General features: G+C 75.6%; 19 protein-coding genes. 8 read left to right on the plus strand and 11 right to left on the minus strand.

Annotation, left to right across the window (positions count from 1 at the left end):
• The first annotated feature begins 435 nt into the window (after positions 1–435).
• A complete protein-coding gene (locus Cph01nite_RS04620) occupies positions 436–732 on the plus strand; it encodes a sulfurtransferase TusA family protein (RefSeq protein WP_203671582.1) in 297 nt (98 codons plus the stop codon).
• A 55-nt stretch (positions 733–787) separates the two neighbouring features.
• Here the strand turns inward: Cph01nite_RS04620 and Cph01nite_RS04625 are convergent, their stop codons facing one another.
• On the minus strand, positions 788–2482 hold the full coding sequence (locus Cph01nite_RS04625) for a cellulase family glycosylhydrolase (protein WP_239069031.1): 1695 nt from the start codon (positions 2480–2482) through the stop codon (positions 788–790).
• Between the two features lie 303 nt (positions 2483–2785).
• Here Cph01nite_RS04625 and Cph01nite_RS04630 point away from each other — a divergent pair, with 303 nt between their 5' ends.
• Positions 2786–3304 (plus strand): CarD family transcriptional regulator, encoded by a 519-nt coding sequence (locus tag Cph01nite_RS04630; RefSeq protein WP_203671585.1) that lies wholly within the window; start codon positions 2786–2788, stop codon positions 3302–3304.
• A gap of 127 nt (positions 3305–3431) precedes the next feature.
• Here Cph01nite_RS04630 and Cph01nite_RS04635 read toward each other — a convergent pair whose 3' ends face one another.
• The gene (locus Cph01nite_RS04635; protein WP_203671593.1) at positions 3432–4472 is read right to left on the minus strand and encodes a helix-turn-helix transcriptional regulator; all 1041 of its coding nucleotides are present in this window, start codon (positions 4470–4472) and stop codon (positions 3432–3434) included.
• 102 nt (positions 4473–4574) lie between these two features.
• Between Cph01nite_RS04635 and Cph01nite_RS04640 the strand changes: the two genes are divergently transcribed.
• Positions 4575–4997, plus strand: coding sequence for a VOC family protein (locus Cph01nite_RS04640; RefSeq protein WP_203671601.1), 423 nt, complete (start codon positions 4575–4577; stop codon positions 4995–4997).
• A 116-nt stretch (positions 4998–5113) separates the two neighbouring features.
• On the opposite strand, the gene Cph01nite_RS04645 is transcribed toward Cph01nite_RS04640, so the two are convergent.
• The gene (locus tag Cph01nite_RS04645) at positions 5114–6706 is read right to left on the minus strand and encodes an ABC transporter permease (RefSeq protein WP_203671602.1); all 1593 of its coding nucleotides are present in this window, start codon (positions 6704–6706) and stop codon (positions 5114–5116) included.
• A complete protein-coding gene (locus tag Cph01nite_RS04650; protein ID WP_203671603.1) occupies positions 6703–7599 on the minus strand; it encodes an ABC transporter ATP-binding protein in 897 nt (298 codons plus the stop codon). Before Cph01nite_RS04650 ends, Cph01nite_RS04645 begins: the two co-directional genes overlap by 4 nt.
• A 100-nt stretch (positions 7600–7699) precedes the next feature.
• Here Cph01nite_RS04650 and Cph01nite_RS04655 point away from each other — a divergent pair, with 100 nt between their 5' ends.
• Positions 7700–8293: a TetR/AcrR family transcriptional regulator gene (locus Cph01nite_RS04655; RefSeq protein ID WP_203671604.1), complete on the plus strand. Its 594-nt coding sequence runs from the start codon at positions 7700–7702 to the stop codon at positions 8291–8293.
• A gap of 60 nt (positions 8294–8353) precedes the next feature.
• Here Cph01nite_RS04655 and Cph01nite_RS04660 read toward each other — a convergent pair whose 3' ends face one another.
• The 6 genes from Cph01nite_RS04660 to Cph01nite_RS04685 form a co-directional block, all read right to left on the minus strand.
• Positions 8354–8752: a VOC family protein gene (locus Cph01nite_RS04660; protein WP_203671605.1), complete on the minus strand. Its 399-nt coding sequence runs from the start codon at positions 8750–8752 to the stop codon at positions 8354–8356.
• A 4-nt stretch (positions 8753–8756) separates the two neighbouring features.
• On the minus strand, positions 8757–9254 hold the full coding sequence (locus Cph01nite_RS04665) for a DUF4274 domain-containing protein (RefSeq protein ID WP_203671606.1): 498 nt from the start codon (positions 9252–9254) through the stop codon (positions 8757–8759).
• A 142-nt stretch (positions 9255–9396) separates the two neighbouring features.
• Positions 9397–10221, minus strand: a complete 825-nt coding sequence (locus tag Cph01nite_RS04670; protein WP_203671607.1) for a TlpA family protein disulfide reductase — start codon at positions 10219–10221, stop codon at positions 9397–9399.
• A gap of 92 nt (positions 10222–10313) precedes the next feature.
• Positions 10314–10907 carry a TetR/AcrR family transcriptional regulator gene (locus tag Cph01nite_RS04675; protein ID WP_203671608.1) on the minus strand — a complete coding sequence of 198 codons (594 nt, stop codon included), beginning with the start codon at positions 10905–10907 and terminating at the stop codon, positions 10314–10316.
• Between the two features lie 16 nt (positions 10908–10923).
• Positions 10924–12204, minus strand: coding sequence for an APC family permease (locus tag Cph01nite_RS04680; RefSeq protein ID WP_203671609.1), 1281 nt, complete (start codon positions 12202–12204; stop codon positions 10924–10926).
• A complete protein-coding gene (locus Cph01nite_RS04685) occupies positions 12201–13292 on the minus strand; it encodes a glycosyltransferase family 4 protein (protein WP_239069032.1) in 1092 nt (363 codons plus the stop codon). Before Cph01nite_RS04685 ends, Cph01nite_RS04680 begins: the two co-directional genes overlap by 4 nt.
• Before the next feature lie 186 nt (positions 13293–13478).
• Here Cph01nite_RS04685 and Cph01nite_RS04690 point away from each other — a divergent pair, with 186 nt between their 5' ends.
• Genes Cph01nite_RS04690 through Cph01nite_RS04700 form a run of 3 tightly spaced genes read left to right on the plus strand, consistent with a single transcriptional unit; the run spans position 13479 to position 16977 of the window.
• The gene (locus Cph01nite_RS04690) at positions 13479–14609 is read left to right on the plus strand and encodes a glycosyltransferase (RefSeq protein ID WP_203671611.1); all 1131 of its coding nucleotides are present in this window, start codon (positions 13479–13481) and stop codon (positions 14607–14609) included.
• Positions 14609–15661, plus strand: coding sequence for a glycosyltransferase (locus Cph01nite_RS04695; RefSeq protein WP_203671613.1), 1053 nt, complete (start codon positions 14609–14611; stop codon positions 15659–15661). Before Cph01nite_RS04690 ends, Cph01nite_RS04695 begins: the two co-directional genes overlap by 1 nt.
• Before the next feature lie 26 nt (positions 15662–15687).
• Complete coding sequence (locus Cph01nite_RS04700; RefSeq protein ID WP_239069033.1) at positions 15688–16977, plus strand: glycoside hydrolase family 130 protein; 1290 nt, start codon at positions 15688–15690, stop codon at positions 16975–16977.
• Positions 16978–16995: 18 nt separating this feature from the next.
• On the opposite strand, the gene Cph01nite_RS04705 is transcribed toward Cph01nite_RS04700, so the two are convergent.
• Complete coding sequence (locus Cph01nite_RS04705) at positions 16996–18060, minus strand: glycosyltransferase family 4 protein (protein WP_203671615.1); 1065 nt, start codon at positions 18058–18060, stop codon at positions 16996–16998.
• A gap of 128 nt (positions 18061–18188) precedes the next feature.
• On the opposite strand from Cph01nite_RS04705, the gene yidD reads away from it, so the two are divergent.
• Positions 18189–18479 (plus strand): membrane protein insertion efficiency factor YidD, encoded by a 291-nt coding sequence (gene yidD / locus Cph01nite_RS04710; protein WP_203671617.1) that lies wholly within the window; start codon positions 18189–18191, stop codon positions 18477–18479.
• Positions 18480–18481 lie beyond the last annotated feature (2 nt).

The raw sequence follows: 18481 nt of genomic DNA on the forward strand, positions 1-18481 counted from the left end.
CCGGCCACGAGCGCGCCCGTGGCGACGGTCGCGAGCGCGGCGCGGAGCGGGTGGCGGCGACGAGCGGGACGTCGCGCCAGGTCGAAAGTGTCGGTCATCTGGTGGCACTCCCTTGAAGCGGTTGAGCGACGCGAGACGGAGGGGCCGGCTCGCACTCCCACCTGCGGGTCTGCGGATGGTGGTCGACGGCGCCGAGGGAGATCGGCTGTGATCGCTCTCGATACCGTTATCGATGCAGTGTGCAGCGTGGGAGCGCGCTCCATCACCCCTCGTCGGACCCCCGAACCGATTAAGTACCGCAACGAGGAAGCCGCGGGATGTGAACGCGCCTGCGGGGCCGACGGCGCGTGAGAGGCGCCGCAACTTTCGATGTACGCACCATTCGCGCGCGCCGCCGACGCGGGTGGTCGGGCGCACCGGGCTACCCTCGCGCCCGTGGCAGGTGCGCAGGAGGTCGTGACGATCGACGGGGGTGACCTCGGGTGCGCGCGCCTGCTCCTGCTGCTGCGCGACCGCGTCGCGACCCTGCCCGGCGGCGCCGTCGTGCACCTGGTGACGGCCGACCCCGTCGCGCCGATCGACCTGCCGGTGTGGTGCCACATGACCGGCCACGCCTACCTGGGGGTCGTCGAGGGTGCGGACCCGGCGACCTACGTGGTGGGCGTCGCCGCGCGCCCGGCGCCCACCGACGCTCGCAACCCCTGGCGGGCGGGGCCGGGGGCCACGGCGTGAGGGGCGCCGTCGACGAGCGACGGCGCCCCTCACCTGCGGCCGGGCCGCAGCGGACTCACCCCGCCGTGCCGGTCACCGCGTCGCCGTCCCGCTGCACCGTGTACGTCACCGTGTCGCCGCTCCAGAAGTGGAACGTCAGGGTGACGGGGGCGCCGTCCGTGGTCTCGGCGAAGAACGCCGGGCGCAGCAGGATCCGGCCGGTCCCGGCGTCGGGGGCGAACGTCACGTCGAACTCCTTGAACGACGTCCACCCGTGCGGGCCGGCGTTGGAGCCGTCGGCGTAGCGCGCCTCCATGGTCGCCAGGCGGTCGCCGCGGAAGGACGTCGGGACGGCGAAGTCCTCGGTGGTGCCGGTCGCGTCGGCGAGCACGGGGGTGTCCGCGGCGACGACGTCGACGCGCCACGGCAGGCCGCGGTCGAAGCGCACCTGCAGCTCGGCGTGCTCGCCGTACGCGCCGTCGCCGGTGAGCCGGGCGAGCAGGGCGGCCCGGAGCGTGAGCGTGTCGCCGGTGAGCGTGTAGTCCGCGCCCTTCCGCAGGGCCTTCCGGCCGAGGTGCAGGCCCGTGAACCGGCGGCCGTTCGGCTGCAGCGTCAGGGTCTGGTCGGTCACGGCGCCGGGCCGGACGAACACCTGGTCGGTCGACGCGACGCCCGAGCGCAGCCGCCAGCTCGACGCGATGCGCGCGAACAGCTCGGGGTCCCGCCACCGGAACGTCGTGCGGTCCAGGTGCTGGCCGTTGTCCCACCACATCGTGGTGACGCCGGCGGCGCGTGCCTGGTGGCCCATCTCCTCGAAGAACTTGAGCTTCTCGCCCTGCTGGACGGTCCCGGTGTGCCGGTCGAAGCCGAGCAGGCCGTACTCGCCCAGGATCACCGGCACCCCCTGCGCCACGAACGTCGCGTGGACCCGCTCGAACGTGCCGGTCATGTCGGCCAGCGCGGCCGCGTCGAACCGCGTGCCGCCCGCGACGTTCACGCTGAACGGCCAGTAGCCGTAGAAGTGCACGGTCGCGGCGAGGTTCGGGTCGTCGAGCGCCGTGATCGTGGCGGCCAGCGCGTCCAGTCGCGGCTGGTCGGCGTTGGTGTGCAGCGTCGGCAGCACCAGGACGCGGTCGGCGTTGTTCCCGCCGGTGCCGCGCACCACCTCGTGGAACGCGACGTTGAGCTCGTCGAGCAGCGCATCAGCCTGTGCGTCGTCGACGCCGGCGAACTGGGGCTCGTTGATGCTCTCGAGCAGCAGCGTGCGGGGGTGGTCGCGGAACCGCTCGGCGATCTGCCGCCACGTCGCGGTGAACTGCGCCAGCACCTCGTCGTGCCGGGTGCCCATCTCGTGGGTCCACATCCAGGAGTCGTGGTGCACGTCGAGCAGCACGTACAGCTTCTCGGCGAGCGCGGCGTCCACGACCTCCTCGACGCGGTCGAGGACCGCCGGGTCGATGACGTGGTCCGGCGCCGGGCCCTGGTGCTGCCCCCACGTGACGGGGATCCGCACCGAGTCGAAGCCCTCCTTCTCGAGGCGGTCGAACAGCTCGCGCGTCACGCGCGGGTTGCCCCACGCGGTCTCGTCGGCGCCGACCGCGTCGAGCGTGTTGCCCAGGTTCCAGCCGGGCTGCATGTCGGCGACCACGGCGGCGGCGGACGGTGCCGGGGGTCGTGGCCGGCCGGGTCCGGCGGCGGCGGGGAGGACGGTCGCGGCGGTGACCGCCAGCGCGGTGGCCAGGGTCGCGAGGGTCGTCAGGCGTCGTCTCACGGTGTGCCCTTCGGTCGGGTCCGCCGGGTGCCCTCGTCGTCGAGGGTCCGCGCCCGGCGGACGTCGAAACGCTTCGCCTGCACGCTACGGAGACGCGCCCCCCGCGGGCACACGGTGAAACGCATAGGCGCGGGGTGGCGCTCGCGTGGGACACTGGGTCCTCCGGCTCGCACGGCTCCCCGTCCCCGCACCGGGTGGTGGACCGGTCCGTGCGTTCCCCCGCAGCGTCCCCCCGCTGCCGGGAGGCGGTCCGCGTCCTCGCGCGGCCCGAGCGCGGTGCCGCGCCAAGCAGAGGTGTGACCCATGCAGCCCGCCATCGGCGAGATCGTCGTCCATCCCCACCACGGCCCCACCACGGTCGTCGGCATCCTCGAGCGGACGTTCCGTGGCGAGGCGCACCAGTACCTGCAGCTCGAGGTCCTCGGGAGCGGCATGGCCGTGTCGGTCCCCCTCGCCAAGGCGGAGGAGATCGGCCTGCGCCCGCTGTACGACGCCGCCGGCGTCGCCGCGCTGCTCGCGGTCCTCGGCTCGCCGAGCGACCAGGTCCAGGAGGCGTGGACGCGACGGTTCAAGGAGAACCAGGAGCGGATGCGCAGCCAGGACCACCTCGTCCAGGCCGAGGTCGTCCGCGACCTCACCCGTCGCAGCGTCGAGCGCGGCCTGTCGACGGGCGAGAAGGAGCAGCTGTGGCTCGCGACCCAGCCCCTGCTCACGGAGCTCGCGCTCGCGCTCGGCGTCCCGCGCGAGCGTGCCCAGGAGGTCGTCGACGCCGCGATCCTCGACGGCCAGAGCTCGCCGCAGGAGCTGTCCGTCCCGTCGTGAGCCCCGGCCGCCGCAGGTCAGGCGACAGGTGGACGACGCGGCTGGAGATCACGACGTCGGCGCCGACTGTGACTGTCCGACCCGGTCGATGCCTGGGCAGACGTGGGCCCGGTGGGACGAGGGCGACCTAGGTGCGACCGGCTCGCGGCACGGACGGGTCGGCGGCACCGGAGCCCGGCACCCCGGCGCTGCCGGCCGCGTAACGCGTCGCGAGCCGGACGAACGCGGCCCGCAGCTCGTCGGGCTCCTCGACGCGCACGTCCGCGTCGAACCGGCCGACCGACGCCGCGAGCGCCGTCCACGACCAGGACCCCGTCGTCAGGCGGCAGCGCCGCTCGGTCAGCTCCTCGACGACGCCGTCCCCGGCGAACGGCGCGACGTCCCGGGCCGGCAGGTCCAGCACGACGGTGCCCCGGCACGGCCACGTGCCCGCCGGCGTCGTCCCGGTCAGCCGGGCCGTGACGAGCTGCGCGGCGTCGCCGCCCGGGACGTCGCGGGCCGCGAACCGTGGACCGCGGGGGGTGCGCGGAGTCATGCGGTCGACACGGAACACCCGCCAGTCGTCGCGGTCGAGGTCCCACGCGACGAGGTACCAGCGACCCAGCGCCGCGACGAGGTGGTGCGGCTCGGCGCGCCGCGGGGGGTCGCCGGGCGTCGCGTCGGGGGTCGTCCCGCCCGCGCCCGCGTAGTCGAAGCGCAGGACCTCGCGGGCGCGCACCGCAGCCGAGACGGTGACGAGGGCGTCCGTCGGGACCGCGGGGCCGGGTCGCGCCCCGGGCGCGGTCGCGAAGCTCAGGGCCTCCGCCCGCCGCCGCAGCCGCGGCGGCATCACGCGGCGGATCGTGCCCAGCGCGCGCTCGGCGGCCTCGTCGACCTGCGTGCCGAGCAACGGCACCGCCTGCAGGGCCAGCGCGATCGCCGTGACCTGGTCCTCGTCGAGCAGCAGGGGCGGCAGCTCGGCGCCCGCCTCGAGCCGGTAGCCCCCCACCGCGCCCCGGTCGGCGTGGACCCGGTAGCCCATCTCGCGCAAGCGGTCGACGTCGCGCCGCACCGTGCGCTCGCTGACGCCGAGCCGGTCGGCGAGCACCGGGCCCGGCCAGTCGCGCGGGGTCTGCAGCAGGGAGAGGAGCTGCAGCAGCCGCGTGGTGGTGGCACCGGACGTCGTCATGGTCCGAACCTAGTGCGCCATCAGGACCGGAGCTGACCTGATGGCCGGGCATCGTCGGTCCTGCGTCGGGACGGGCCCGACGCGCACCGCCGGGAGGCAGCCATGACCATCTCCACCACGACTCACCTCAACTTCCGCGGCCAGGCCCGCGAGGCGCTCGAGCTCTACCGCGGCGTGTTCGGCGGGGACCTCGTCGCGGTGACGTACGCGCAGGCCGGGGCCGTGACGGACCCCGCCGAGGCCGACCAGGTGATGTGGGGCCAGGTCGCCTCGGCCGCCGGCTTCCGCGTCATGGCGTACGACGTGCCGGCGCACACCGCCCACGAGCCGGGCGTCAACGCGGTGTTCGTGTCCGTGCGCGGGACGGACGCCGACGAGCTGCGCGGCTGCTGGGACGGGCTCGCCGAGGGCGCGACGGTCCGCGTCCCCCTCGCCGAGGCCGCGTGGTCGCCGCTGTACGGCATGCTGACGGACCGCTTCGGGGTGACGTGGGTGCTCGACCTCGAGGTGCCCTGGGCGGGCTGACCCTCCGGGGTGTTGCCGCTGCGGGCGACATCTGGGCGAGAATGTCGCCGAGCGCGGGCTCCTGCCCCGACCATCGCTGAGAGGTGGCAGGAGTCCGTGCTCGTCGCGTGCGAGCGTCAGCGGGCCAGGTCGCGGCGGCGGAAGCCCGCGAAGCCGACGGCCACGAGCGCCGCCGTCACCAGCGTGGTCCACGCCGATCCCGACCAGTCGGGGGTGGCGGCCGTGGTCAGGGGGACGTGCCAGAACGGGCTGATGCCGAGAACCCAGTCGTCGAGGCCGAACGTCGGACCGAGCAGCGTGAGCATGAACGACACGAGCACGCCCGCCCAGGCGGCCGGGCTCGCGACAGGGCGGGCGCCGACGACGGCGACGGACAGCGCGACGACGGTCCACGCGGCGGGGACCGTGGCGATGCCCTGGACGAGCGCGTCGGCGAAGGACACCCCGATGCCCGCCCGCGACGCGAGGAGGGCGACCAGCGTGCCGGCGACCAGCACGTTCACCGTCACCACGGTCAGTGCGAGCACGACGTGGCTCGCGTAGTACCGGGCACGCGTGACGGCACCGGCCAGGAGCGGCTCGACGCGGTCGTCCAGCTCCTCGGAGCGCACCCGGAGCAGGACCTGCACGCCGGGGACGGTGGCGACGATCCCCACCAGGCTGAGGACGGTGCGCAGGAACACCGCGGTCAGCTCGTCGGGCGTCGTGGCGCCGGAGGCCAGGATCTGCTGCACGCCGGCGTTGCTCGCCACCACGTCGGTGATCGACGTCGTGAAGTAGCCGAAGACCATGCCCAGGGCGACGAACGCGATCGCCCACGTGACGCCCGGCGCGCGGTTGACGCGCACGGCCAGGTGCCACGTGCTGCGCGCCGTGCCGCGCGCGGGGCCGGGTCGAGGTGCGATCGCCCCCTGGCCGAAGTCGCGGCGCGCCTGCAGGACGAACGCGACGACGACCAGCGCGCCCGTGAGTGCCACCGCGAGCAGCAGCGGCGCCCAGTGGTCACCGCTCGCGGGGCGTGTCTGCAGGGTCCACCCGAGCGGGTTGGCCCAGAGGGTCCACGCCGGGGCGTCGAGCGCCGCGCAGAACCCACGTAGCGCGAACAGCAGGCCGAGCGTCCCGACGGCCAGCGAGCTCGCGGTGCGGGCGTCGGACCCGACCTGCGCGGTGACGGCCGCGACGCCGGCGAACATCCAGCCGCTCGCGGTGAACGTGGCACCCAGCAGCAGCGACGACTCCCAGCCGCCGCCGCACAGCGCGGCGACGACACCGGCCACGACGCCCGCGGCCAGCGACCCGACGACCGCGAGCGCGACACCCGTCAGGAGCCTGGCGGAGCGTCCCAGCACACCCGACGCGAGCAGGTCGGCCTGCCCCGAGTCCTCCTGGGCGCGCGTCGCCCGCGTGACGGCGTGGATCGCGCCGAGCGCGACGAGGAACCCGCCCAGTGCCAGGGCGCGCCACGCGTTGAACCCGTCGACGGTCGTCAGGTCGTGCGCCGGCCCGAAGATCAGGCTCAGCGTGGGGTTCGCGTCGATGGCCACGGCCAGCAGGCGGCGCGCGGCGACGTCGGGGAACACCCAGGGGTACACGACGACGGACGACGCGGTCAGCAGCGTCGCGATCGCGACCCAGGGCGCGAAGCGTCGGCCGTCGTGCCGGAGCGTCGCGTGCAGCAGGGGGCGGGTGCCCGTCAGGGAGGTGCTCATCGCGGGCCCTCGTCGTCGCCGTAGAGGCGCAGGAAGAGGCTCTCGAGCGAGGGCGGCGCGACCGTGAGCGTCGTGAGGCCGTAGGGCGTGAGGGCTGCCATCGCGTCGCCGACGCGGGTGGGGTCCACGGTCGCGGTCAGCCGGTCCCCGTCGAGGCGGGCGCTGCCCAGGGTGGCCAGCGTGGTGGCGTCCGGGGTGCGTGCCAGGGTGGCGTGGATGGTCGTGCGGGTCCGGCCGCGCAGGTCGGCGAGAGTGCCGGACTGCACGACCCGTCCGTCGCGGATGATGCTGAGCCGGTCGGCCAGGCTCTCGACCTCGGCGAGGATGTGGCTCGACAGGAGCACGGTGGTGCCGCGGGCCTTCGCCTCGCCGATCACCTCCTGGAACACGCTCTCCATGAGCGGGTCCAGGCCGCTGGTGGGCTCGTCGAGCACCAGCAGCTCGACGTCGGACGCGAGCGCCGCGACGATGGCGACCTTCTGCCGGTTGCCCTTGGAGTACTGCCGCCCGCGCTTGGTCGGATCGAGCTCGAAGCGGTCGAGGAGCTCGGCGCGGCGTCGCTCGTCCAGCCCGCCGCGCAGCGCCCCGAGCAGGTCGATCGCCTCGCCCCCGGTCATCCCGGGCCACAGCGAGACGTCGCCGGGGACGTACGCGAGGCGGCGGTGCAGCGCAACGACGTGGGCCCACGGGTCCCCGCCGAGCAGCCGGACCGTGCCCGCATCGGCGCGCAGCAGGCCCAGCAGGACGCGGATGGTCGTGGACTTGCCGGCGCCGTTGGGGCCGAGGAACCCGTGCACCTGCCCGCGCTCGACCTGCAGGTCGAGGCCGTCGAGCGCGCGGAACCGGCCGAACGACTTGCTGAGCCCGTGGACGTCGATCACTGCGTCGCTCATCGGCCGTTCCCTCTCGTGCGTGTGCCCGGCTGCCCCGGCCTTGTCGAGCAGTTAACTCCACGGGCGGGGAATTCCACAAGAGGGGAGTTAGGATCGCGTCATGCCCGCACCGCCCGAGCGACCGCGCCCCACCGGTCGCCGGCCCGGCGACTCCGGGACGCGCGACGCGATCCTCGATGCCGCTCTCGCGCTGTTCGCCGAACGCGGCTACGACGGTGCGTCCCTGCGGGCGATCGCGGCCGCAGCGGGTGTCGACCCCGGGCTGATCCGGCACTTCTTCGGCGACAAGGAGGCCCTGTTCGCCACGGCCGTCGCGGACCGGATGCAGGTCGCGCACCTGCTCGCGCGCGCCGCGTCCGCCGACCCCACCACCGCCGGGCGCGCCATGACCGAGGCCTACCTCGGGCTGTGGGAAGGGCCCGACACCGGCCCGATCGTGCGGGCCCTCGTCCGCTCGGCGACGACCTCCGAGAGTGCCGCCCGCATGATGCGCGAGATGATCGGTCCGCGGATCCACGACGCGACCGGCGGTGACACGGCGCTGGCCGGCCGGATCGCGCTCGCTGCGTCAAACCTGCTCGGCGTGGCGATGGCCCGGTACGTGATCGGGGTCGGCCCGGTGGTCGACCTCCCGCGCGACGAGCTCGTCGACCGGCTCGCGCCCGTGGTCCAGCACTACCTCACGGGCGCCTGACGGAGGCGTCGGCGCACCGCAGCACGCGCACGCCGCCGGTGAGCCCCGGACGCGCGCGCGTCAGTCCGACGCCACCAGCTCGACCTCGAACCCGTCGGCGTCCTCGAGGTACGCCGCGTAGTGGTCGGGGCCGCCCGCGTGGGGGTGCCGGTCGGGGAACAGCAGCGTCCACCCGCGCTCCTGCGCGGCGGCCGTCAGCGCGTCGACGTCCGCACGCGTCCCGGCGTGGAGGGCGACGTGGTTGAGGCCCGGGCGGCGGCGCTCGTGCGGCCCGTCGGCGACGTCCGGGCCCGACTCCAGGACCACGTAGGTATCACCCAGCGTCCAGCTCCCGCCCGTCGCCCACGTGGCGGTCCGGGTGTGGCCGAGCTGCTCCAGGAGCCAGCCGAGCGTCCCGGCGGCGCGGTCGAGGTCCGGCACCCACAGCTCGAGGTGGTGGAGGTGCCCGCGGGTCGGCACGGGCTCAGCCGGCCAGGGCTGTCCAGCGCAGGTGCACGTCCAGCGGCAGCCCGTCCTCGGTGTCCCCGTCGTCGACCGGCTGCCCCGGCACGGCGCGGCGCATCGCGTCGGGGACCGGCCGGGCGACGGGTGCGCCGTAGTCGTCGGTCCAGTCGATCTCGTCGTCGTCCGTCGGGTCGAACGCGATGCCGTGGTCCGCCCAGAAGCCCGCCGCGTACCGCTCCTCGATGGTCCGCAGCAGCTCCCACGTGGGGCGCTCGTCGTCCGTCGTCTCGTCGGCCGACGCGTAGCGGGAGTAGTAGCAGGCGCCGAGGATCCAGTACGCGGCCAGCGCGGTCGCGCGGTCCGTCGTCGGGTCGTCGAGCACGAACCGGATCGTCGCGTCGCCGCTGTCGTAGCTGGTCCGCCGGACGAACGTGTGCCGCTGCTGCGGCGTCGCGGACTGCAGGAAGTCCCGCAGGAACTGCTCGGCGGCGTCGGGCTCCGGGGTCGGCGTGCTCACCTCGCGAGGCTAACCCCGCCGCCCCCGCGCCGACGAGCCGCGCCCGCGCCGTCGGGCCGGGCGGGCGCGATCGTGTGGGGTTGCCGTCGTCTCGCGACGGCACCCCCACACGATCAGTCCGGGGGTGGCGGCGGGTCGGGGGTCAGGGGGTGGCCGCGCGGAGGGCGGCCAGCACCGTGAGGGCGGCCAGTGCCGTGAGTGCGGCTGCCGCCACCGGGCCGCGGCGGTCCGGCGTCAGGCGCGTCAGGACGGACCCCGCCCGGGCGAGCAGCGCGAGCGGTGCGGCGGCCCGCCAGACGTCGCGCTCGGCCTTGGCACCCGCGCGTCGCACGACGTCGGGCAGGTGGCCGACCGCCGCCAGGAGCGGCGCGACCGTCCGGCTGCGTCGGGTCCGGGCAGCGCGACCGGCGAGGACGTCGTCGAGTGCCGCGCGGACCGCGGCGGTGTCGTTGGCCCAGTGCACGCGCGCGGTGAGGGTGCCGTCGGGGCGCAGCACGTGGGCGGAGTTGGGCTTGGTGCCCAGCGCGCGGTGCAGGGTGCCGTCGAGGTCGTCGACGGCGACCTCGTAGCCGACGTGCAGGTCGTCGCGCATCGCGGCGGCGTGGGCCGTCTTCTCCTCGAGGGTGCGCGGCTGGCGCAGCAGCTCGCCGGGGTGCGCCTCGCGGGTCTGGACGAGGACGAAGCGCACGCGGTCGCCGTACCGCGCGTGCAGGTCGTTCAGCGGCGGCAGGGCGCTGCGCGTCACGGGGCAGGTCTGCGACCCCACGACGAGCAGCACGGGCCGGTCGCCGAGCGCGGTGCTGGTGAACCGGCCGCCGTCGAGGGTGGGCAGGTCGAAGGCGGGAACGGGGTCGCCGGGTGCCGGGTCGGACGCGCGGTAGCGCATGTCGGCGACGACGTCGCGGGTCCGCAGGTCGTCGAAGCGGTAGCCGGCCGGTGCGGGCCGGGTGCGCAGCAGGGGGGTCATGGCGGTTCCTCTCGGTTGTTGACCGAACGGTCAAGTGGGGTGGGTCGAGAACGCTCCCGGCGCGGAGCGGGGAGCTCCGGCGGGTCAGGGGGTCAGGCCGGCGGGGCGGGGAGCAGGCGGCGCGCGAGGAGGGGGAGCGTGTCGAGCACCGCGGGGTCGTCGTCGGCCTTGGCGAGCACCGTGAGGCCCTGGACGCACGCGACCACGCCGCGCGCGGCGGCCGTGGGGTCCAGCGTCGGGTCGACGTCCCCGCGGGCCTGGGCGTCCCGCACGACGAGCGCCACGCGCTCGGTCCACGCCGCGAGGATCTCGGCGAGGCGGGCCCGCATCTGCGGGTCCTGCGCCGACACCTCCGACGCGAGGTTCCCCAGCGGGCACCCCGGCACCGCGCCGAACCGCTCGCGCATCGCACGCATCATCGCGCGGTACGCCGCGAGGAAGCGGTCGAGCCGGTCCAGGGGTGGCGCCTCGGCGTCGAACGCCTCGTCGAGCAGGCCGCGCACCAGCTCCCAGTTGCGCTCCAGGACGGCCATCCCCAGGGCCTGCTTGGAGGGGAAGAAGTGGTAGAGGCTGCCCTTGTTGACGCCGGCCGCCGCGCACACGTCGCCGACGCTGACGTCCGCGTACGTCGCGGCGTGCACGAGGTCGCGCGTCACGTCGACGAGGCGGGCGCGGGTGTCGGTCACGGCCCCAACCTACGGACTAGTTGACCGATCGGTCAACGGATGCGCCGGTCCGTCTCCGGCCCAGCCGCAGGACGACCCCCACCGCGAGCACCGCGAGCCCGGTCAGCACGGCCGCCACCGGCAGGGTCGCCAGCAGCACGACGCAGCCGACGACCCCGACGCCCTGCAGCGCGCGCGGGAAGCGGCGGTGCTCCCCGGTCTGCGTCCACGCGGCGAGGTTCGCGACCAGGTAGTACAGCAGGACGCCGAACGACGAGAACCCGATCGCCCCGCGCAGGTCCACGGTCAGCACCAGCACGCCGACCACCACCGCCAGGGCGACCTCCGCGTGGTGCGGGACCTGGTACCGGGGGTGCACGGCCGCGAGCCAGCGCGGCAGGTCGCCCTCGCGCGCCATCGCGAGCCCGGTGCGCCCCACGCCCGCGACGAGCGCCAGCAGCGCGCCCAGCGCCGCCGCGGCCGCACCGACCCGGACGACGGGGCCCGCCCACGACCAGGTGCTCGCGTCGACCACGGCCGCCAGCGGGGTGGGCGTCGCGGCGGTCCCGTCGGGCCCGAGCACGGCCAGGACCGTGACCGCCACCACCGCGTACACGACCACCGTGATCCCCAGGGCGAGCTGGATCGCGCGGGGGATGGTGCGTCGCGGGTCGCGGACCTCCTCGCCCAGCGTCGCGATGCGCGCGTAGCCCGCGAACGCGAAGAACAGCAGGCCGGCGGACTGCAGGACGCCGTACCACCCGAGGGCGCCGGCGTCCCCGGCGCCCGGGCCGACGCGCGCCCAGCGCGGCTCGCCGCCCGTCAGGCCCGCCAGGACCACGACCACGAGCGCGAGCAGCACGACGACGACGATGATGCGGGTCAGCCGGGCCGTGCGCGTGATGCCCCGGTAGTTGACGGCCGCGAGCGCCGCCACCGCGAGCACCGCGACGGGGCGCTCCCACCCCGGCGGGGCGGCGTACGCGCCGAACGTCAGCGCCATCGCCGCGCAGCTGGCGGTCTTGCCGATGACGAAGCCCCAGCCGGCGAGGTACCCCCACCACGGCCCGAGGCGCTCGCGCCCGTAGACGTACGTGCCGCCCGACGTCGGGTACTGCGCCGCGAGCTGGGCGGACGCGGTGGCGTTGGCGTAGGCGACGACCGCGGCGAGGGCCAGCCCCACGAGCAGGCCGGCACCCGCCGCCTGCGCGGCGGGCGCGAACGCCGCGAACACACCGGCGCCGATCATCGACCCCAGGCCGATGACGACGGCGTCGCGCGTGCCGAGGTGTCGCGCCAGCGCACCCTGCCCGGTCACTGCTCGCTCAACCGCTCGCTCACCCGACCGCCCACCGTCCCTGCTCGTCCGACCCGACGCCCCGGCACATCGTGCCCCATCCGCGCGGCGTGCTCCTCGACCACACGTGCGAACAGCTGCTCGTAGTCCGCGACCATGCGCCCGGCCGCGAACCTCGCCCGGGCCTCCCGGCGGCAGGCCGTGCGGTCGAGCCCGGCGGCGGCGGCCACGGCGGTGACCGCACCGGGCACGTCGTCGACCAGGAACCCCGTCAGGCCCGGCGTCACGAGCTCGGCCATCGACCCGCGCGGGTACGCGATCACGGGCGTCCCGGCGGCCATCGACTCCACGACCGACAGGCCGAACGGCTCGTCGAAGTCGATGAGGTGCAGCAGCGCGACGGCCCCGCCCAGCAGCCGGTCCCGCTGCGCCGGGCCCACGGGCCCGACGTACCGCACGCGGTCGCCGTCGACGTGCGGCAGGACCTCCCGGCGGTGGTACACCTCGTCGTGGACGACGCCGGCGACGACCAGCGGCAGGCCCGCCCGGCGTGCGACCTCGATCGCGGTGGCCGTGCCCTTGTCCGGGTGGATGCGCCCCAGGAACAGCAGGTAGCCGCCGTCACCGGCCCCCGGGGAGAACGCGTCGACGTCGATGCCGTGGTGGATCGTGGCGGCGTACGTCAGGTCGGGGTGCCGGTCGGCGTCGCTGATCGCGACGTGGTGCGTGACGTCGTCGTACGCCCGGTACACGGGCAGGATCCGCTCGGAGGAGAAGCCGTGGACCGTCGTCACGACGGGCGTGCTCACGAGCCGGCTGAACACCAGGGGGAGGAAGTCGAACTGGTTGCTGATGACGTCGAACTGCCCGGCGCGCTCGAAGCACGCGGCGATGTGCAGGGCCTCGCACACCTTCGCGTCGACCGTCGGGTCCTCCTCGTACCCCGCGGGCGCCTCGGCGTGCAGGTGCGCGGTGGTCAGGGAGTCCGCCGTGGCGAACAGCGTCACGTCGTGCCCGCGGGCGACCAGCCCCTCGGCGAGCGTCGAGGCGACCTGCTCCCACGGCCCGTAGCCACGCGGGGGCACGCGATGGGCGATCGAGGCGAGCACGGCGACTCTGACGGCGGCCTCCTGGGGTCGGACCGAGCGTACGCCCGTCGCGGGGGGCGTACGCTCGGCCTGTCTCGTCGAGCCTCGGCCGACGACCGGCGCCGTCACGGCGCCCTCGGGGATGCGGCCCCACACCGTGGACGGCAGCACCCTCGCTGCGCGAAGCGCCACGGAAGAAGCCCCCGGATGAGTGCCCGTCTCGGCATGCTGTCGACCTATCCCTCCACCCCGTGCGGCATCGCCACGTTCAGCGCGGCCCTCGTGGCGCACCTGCGCCAGGCGGGCGCCGACGTGGGCGTCGTGCGACTCGTGGACGCGCCGCTCGACCGCACCGCGCCGGTCGTGCACGAGTGGGTCACCGGTGCGCTGCACGGCGCGCGCGACGCCGCCGCGGCGCTCGACGGGTACGACGTCGCCGTCCTGCAGCACGAGTACGGGATCTACGGCGGCCCCGACGGGCAGGACGTCCTCGACCTCGTCGCGCAGGTGCACGTACCGGTCGTCACCGTGCTGCACACGGTCCTGACCCGCCCGACACCGAACCAGCACCGCGTGCTGGCCGGCCTCGTCGCCGCGTCCGCGGCGCTCGTCACGATGACCACGACGGCCCGCGACCGGCTCGTCGCGGGGTGGGGGGTCGACCCGGACCGCGTCGTGGTGATCCCGCACGGTGCCGTGGACAACCGCACCGCGGCCGCGCCGTCGCCGGCGCCGGACGGCCCGCGCACCGTGCTGACGTGGGGTCTGCTCTCCGAGGGCAAGGGCATCGAGTGGGCGCTCCTCGCGCTCGCCGAGCTGCGCGCGCGCCTCCCGCTGCCGACCTACCGCGTCGTGGGGCAGACCCACCCGCGCGTGCTCGAGCGCGAGGGTGAGGCGTACCGGGACCGGCTCGTGGCGCTCACGCACGAGCACGGCCTGACGGACACCGTGCAGTTCGACGCGCGCTACCTGTCCGGCCCCGACCTGCGGGCGGTGGTCCGTGCCGCCGACGTCGTGCTGCTCCCGTACGACTCCCGCGAGCAGGTCACCTCCGGGGTGCTCACCGAGGCCGTCGCCGCCGGGCGGCCGGTGGTCTCGACGCGGTTCCCGCACGCCGTCGAGCTGCTCGCCGGCGGTGCCGGACTGCTGGTGCCGCAACGCGACCCGTCCGCGATCGCGGCCGCCCTGGAACGCGTGCTGACGGTCCCGGGGGTGGCGGAGACGATGGGCGCGACCGCCCGCGGCCTGGCCGACGCGCTGCTGTGGCCCGACGTCGCCCGGCGGTACCTCGAGCTGTCGGCGAGCGTGCGGCGCGTCGTCCTGCGTCCGGCCGTCTGATGGGCGCGACCACCCTGCGCGACGCGCAGCGGCTCCCGCGGCTGGACCACCTGCGGCGGCTCGCCACGCCCACGGGCCTGTACGAGCACGCGCTGGGCAGCGAGCCCCGCGTCGAGCACGGCATGTGCGTGGACGACGTGGCGCGTGCGCTCGTCGTGACCGCGCGGTTCCCGTCCACCGACACGCAGGCCGCGGACCTGGCCGCCACGTGCCTGCGGTTCGTGCGCGCCGCGCAGCACCCCGACGGGCGGCTGCACAACCGCCGGACCCCGGCCGGTGCGTGGCTCGACACGCCGTCGACCGACGACCACTGGGGCCGGGCGGTGTGGGCGCTGGCCCTCGCGGCCGTCGAGCTGCCCGCCGGGCCCGCCACGCGCGGCGCGCTCCGCGGCGCGACGCTGGCCATGGCCGCGCGCTCGCCCCACACCCGCGCGACCGCGTACGCCGCCCTCGGTGCCGCGGCGCTGCTGCGGCGCGACGCCCGGCACGGCCCGGCGCGCCGGCTGCTCGGCGACGCCCGGGTGAGCCTGCCGCGGGCCGGCGCCGACCCGCGGTGGCCGTGGCCCGAGCCGCGCCTGACGTACGCGAACGCCGTGCTGCCGGAGGCGATGATCGCGATCGGAGACGCGCTCCGCGACGACGACCTGCTGGCGCAGGGGGTGCTGCTGCTGGACTGGCTGGTCGGGGAGCAGACCGTCGACGGGCGGCTGTCGGTCGTGCCCGTGGCCGGCCGCGGGCCGGGCGACGAACGCCCCGGGTTCGACCAGCAGCCCGTCGAGGTCGCGGCGATCGCCGAGGCCGCCGCGACGGCGCTGCGGGGCACCGGCGAGGTGCGGTGGATCGCGGTGCTCGAGCGCTGCGTCGCCTGGTTCGAGGGCGCGAACGACGCGGGCGTGCCGGTGAGGGACGCGGCGACCGGGGCCGGGTTCGACGGCCTGGAGCGTGGCGGTGTCAACCTCAACCAGGGTGCGGAGTCGACCCTGGCGTGGCTGGCGTGCGCGCAGCTGCTCGCCGCGGCCGTCGCGGACCCGGCACGACCGGGCCGCACGTGACGGGGCCGCTCGTGACGGGTCCGCACGTGACGGGGCCGTCGTGGGTGCGTCGCACGGAGGTCGAGCTGCGGCCCGATCCCGACCGCGTCGTCGCCCGGCTCTTCCTGCCCGGCCAGGAGATGGTCGCGACGGGCAGGCCGCGGTCCGCCGCCGTCCTCGGCCGGGTCCTCGCGCTGGACGACGCCGAGGTCGAGCGCGAGCTCGCCGACCTCGTCACCCGCTTCGAGGGACGCCACCACGATCTCGAGGCGACGTGGGAGGCGCACGGTGCGCAGGTGCGCCACGGGTCGGCCGGCGACCCGCCGCTGCCGGCGACCCGCCGCCGCCTCGTCGGCGCGTACTTCACGCAGGAGTACGCCGTGCAGTCGGCCGCGCTGTTCAACCCCTCGATGGTGCCGCACCCCGACCAGAGCGGGCTGGCCGCGGGGTCGACGCGGTTCGTCATGACCGTGCGGGCCACGGGGGAGGGGCACGTCTCGAGCCTCGAGCTGCGCACGGGCACGGTCGACGCGCACGACGTCGTGGCCCTCGACCCGTCGCCGGTGCGGACCCGGCTGCCCGTCGTGGCCGTCGAGCAGGGCGACGGGCGGTCCTACGAGGCGACGTTCCCCGCGGACTCCGCGATGAGCGAGCGGGTGCTGATGCCGCAGGTCGCGGCCGAGAGCCACGGCATCGAGGACGTGCGCCTGGTGCGGCTGACGCACCCGGACGGCAGCGCGTCGTACGCGGGCACGTACACCGCGTACGACGGGCGCGGCATCTCGGCGCAGCTGCTGCGCACCGAGGACTTCGCCCGCATGACCAGCCACCCGCTGGGCGGACCCGGGGCGCGTGACAAGGGGGTCGCGCTGTTCCCCCGTCAGGTGGGCGGGCGGTGGGTCGCGATGTCGCGTGCCGACCGGGAGAGCAACGCCGTCACGACGTCCGCGGACCTGCTGCACTGGGACGAGCCGGTCGTCGTGCAGCGGCCCGAGCAGGGGTGGGAGACCATCCAGCTGGGCAACTGCGGCCCTCCGATCGAGACCGAGCGCGGCTGGGTGGTGCTGACCCACGGCGTCGGGCCGATGCGCACCTACAGCATCGGCGCGCTGCTGCTCGACCTCGACGACCCGGCGCGGGTCCTCGGCAGCCTGACGTCCCCGCTGCTGACGGCGGTGGGCGAGGAGCGTTCCGGCTACGTGCCGAACGTCGTCTACTCGTGCGGCGCGATGCGGCACGGCCGCACCCTGGTGCTGCCGTACGGCAGCAGCGACATCGCGACGCGCGTCGCGCTGGTGGACCTCGACGGGCTGCTCGACGAGCTGTCCGCGACCTGAGCGCGCACGCCGCCGCGGTCAGACCGTGGACAGCGGTGCGGTGGTGCCCGTGCCCACCCGGTGCGCCGACCACGTCCGGTACAGCCCGGCGATCCGGTCGGCCACCTGGAGCCCCTCGTACCGGGCCACGGCCGCGGCCGCACGGGCGCCCAGCCGCTGGCGCAGCTCCGGGTCGGTCTGCAGGGCCCGCAGGTGCGCGACGTACCCGGGCACGTCGCCGGCGCGCAGGTACGCCTGCGACGAGCCGAAGACCTCGCTGAACACCGGCAGGTCGCTGAGCACGAGCGGCAGGCCTGCGAACGCCGCCTCGACCGGGGCCATGCCGAACGTCTCGTGGCGGGAGGGGAAGAGGAACGCGTCCGCGCCGCGGCAGTGCGCCGCGACCCCGGAGCGCGGGAGCTGCCCGGTGAAGTGCAGGTTGGACGGTGCGGACGTCTCGAGGTGACCCATCTCGGCGCGGCCGGCCGACAACGCCCCGAACTGACGGGCGCCGACCCACACGAACCGCGCGTCCGGCATCGCGCGTGCGCACTGCGCGAACTCCTCGATGCCCTTGCGGGGCTGCAGCTGCCCGACCCCGAGGACCGTGAACGCGTCGCCGAACCCGAGGTCGGCGCGCGCCGCGGCACGTCGGGCCGGGGTGCTGAGGAAGGGCTCGGCGCCGACGGCGTTCGGCACCACCTCGACGGGTGTCCGCACGCCGAGCGCACGCAGCTCGTCCGCGGCGGCCGCGCTGACCGCGATGACGACGTGCGCCGCGTTGTAGAACGCGCGGACGTAGGCCGCGAACGCCGGCGCGTAGAGCTGCACGCCGACGAGGCTGCCCCGCAGCGACCCGGGCGTGACGTGCGCGGAGACGACCCGCAGGCCGCGGTGGCGCACCAGCCGCCGCAGGCTCGCGGGGCCGAGCGTGTGCACGTGCAGGACCCCGTCGCGCCAGTCCTCGTTGACACCCACCTCGAGGCCGAGGTCCGTGTGCGCCGCCACGAGGTCGCAGAACGCGGTGTGGACACCGTGGCCCTGCACCGTGGAGACGGTCTCGGAGACGTGGTTGACGCGGGTGGGCGGGTCGAGGACGGTCACGCGTCGACCGTAGGCGCTCGCGGCGAACGACAGGCCGCGTTCGGGTGACCAATCCGTCCGGATCGGGCAGCGGCACCGGTGTGCGGCCTCGGCGGGCGGCGGGTGCGGGGTGCTCGTACGGTGAGGCGGTGAACCGCGCCGCGCTCGTCGTCGACCGTCTCGTCGCCGCCTACCAGGTGGGCCTCTCGCCCCGCAAGGGGTGGTCCTGCGCGCACCGCGTCGCCCACGGCGGCGCGTCGTGCTCGGCCGCGGTGCGGCAGCTGGTCGCCGGTCGCGGTGTCGTCCGGTCGGTCGTCCCCACGGTGGTGCGGTTCGCCGCCTGCTACCAGGCCGCGGCGCTGCTGGCCCAGGCGGACGTCAGCGGAGTGTGCTGCTGCGGGGGCATCCCCGTCCCCTTCCGGTTCCGCGGCCGCCCCTGACG

Source organism: Cellulomonas phragmiteti, assembly GCF_016862775.1.
Lineage (GTDB): Bacteria > Actinomycetota > Actinomycetes > Actinomycetales > Cellulomonadaceae > Cellulomonas > Cellulomonas phragmiteti.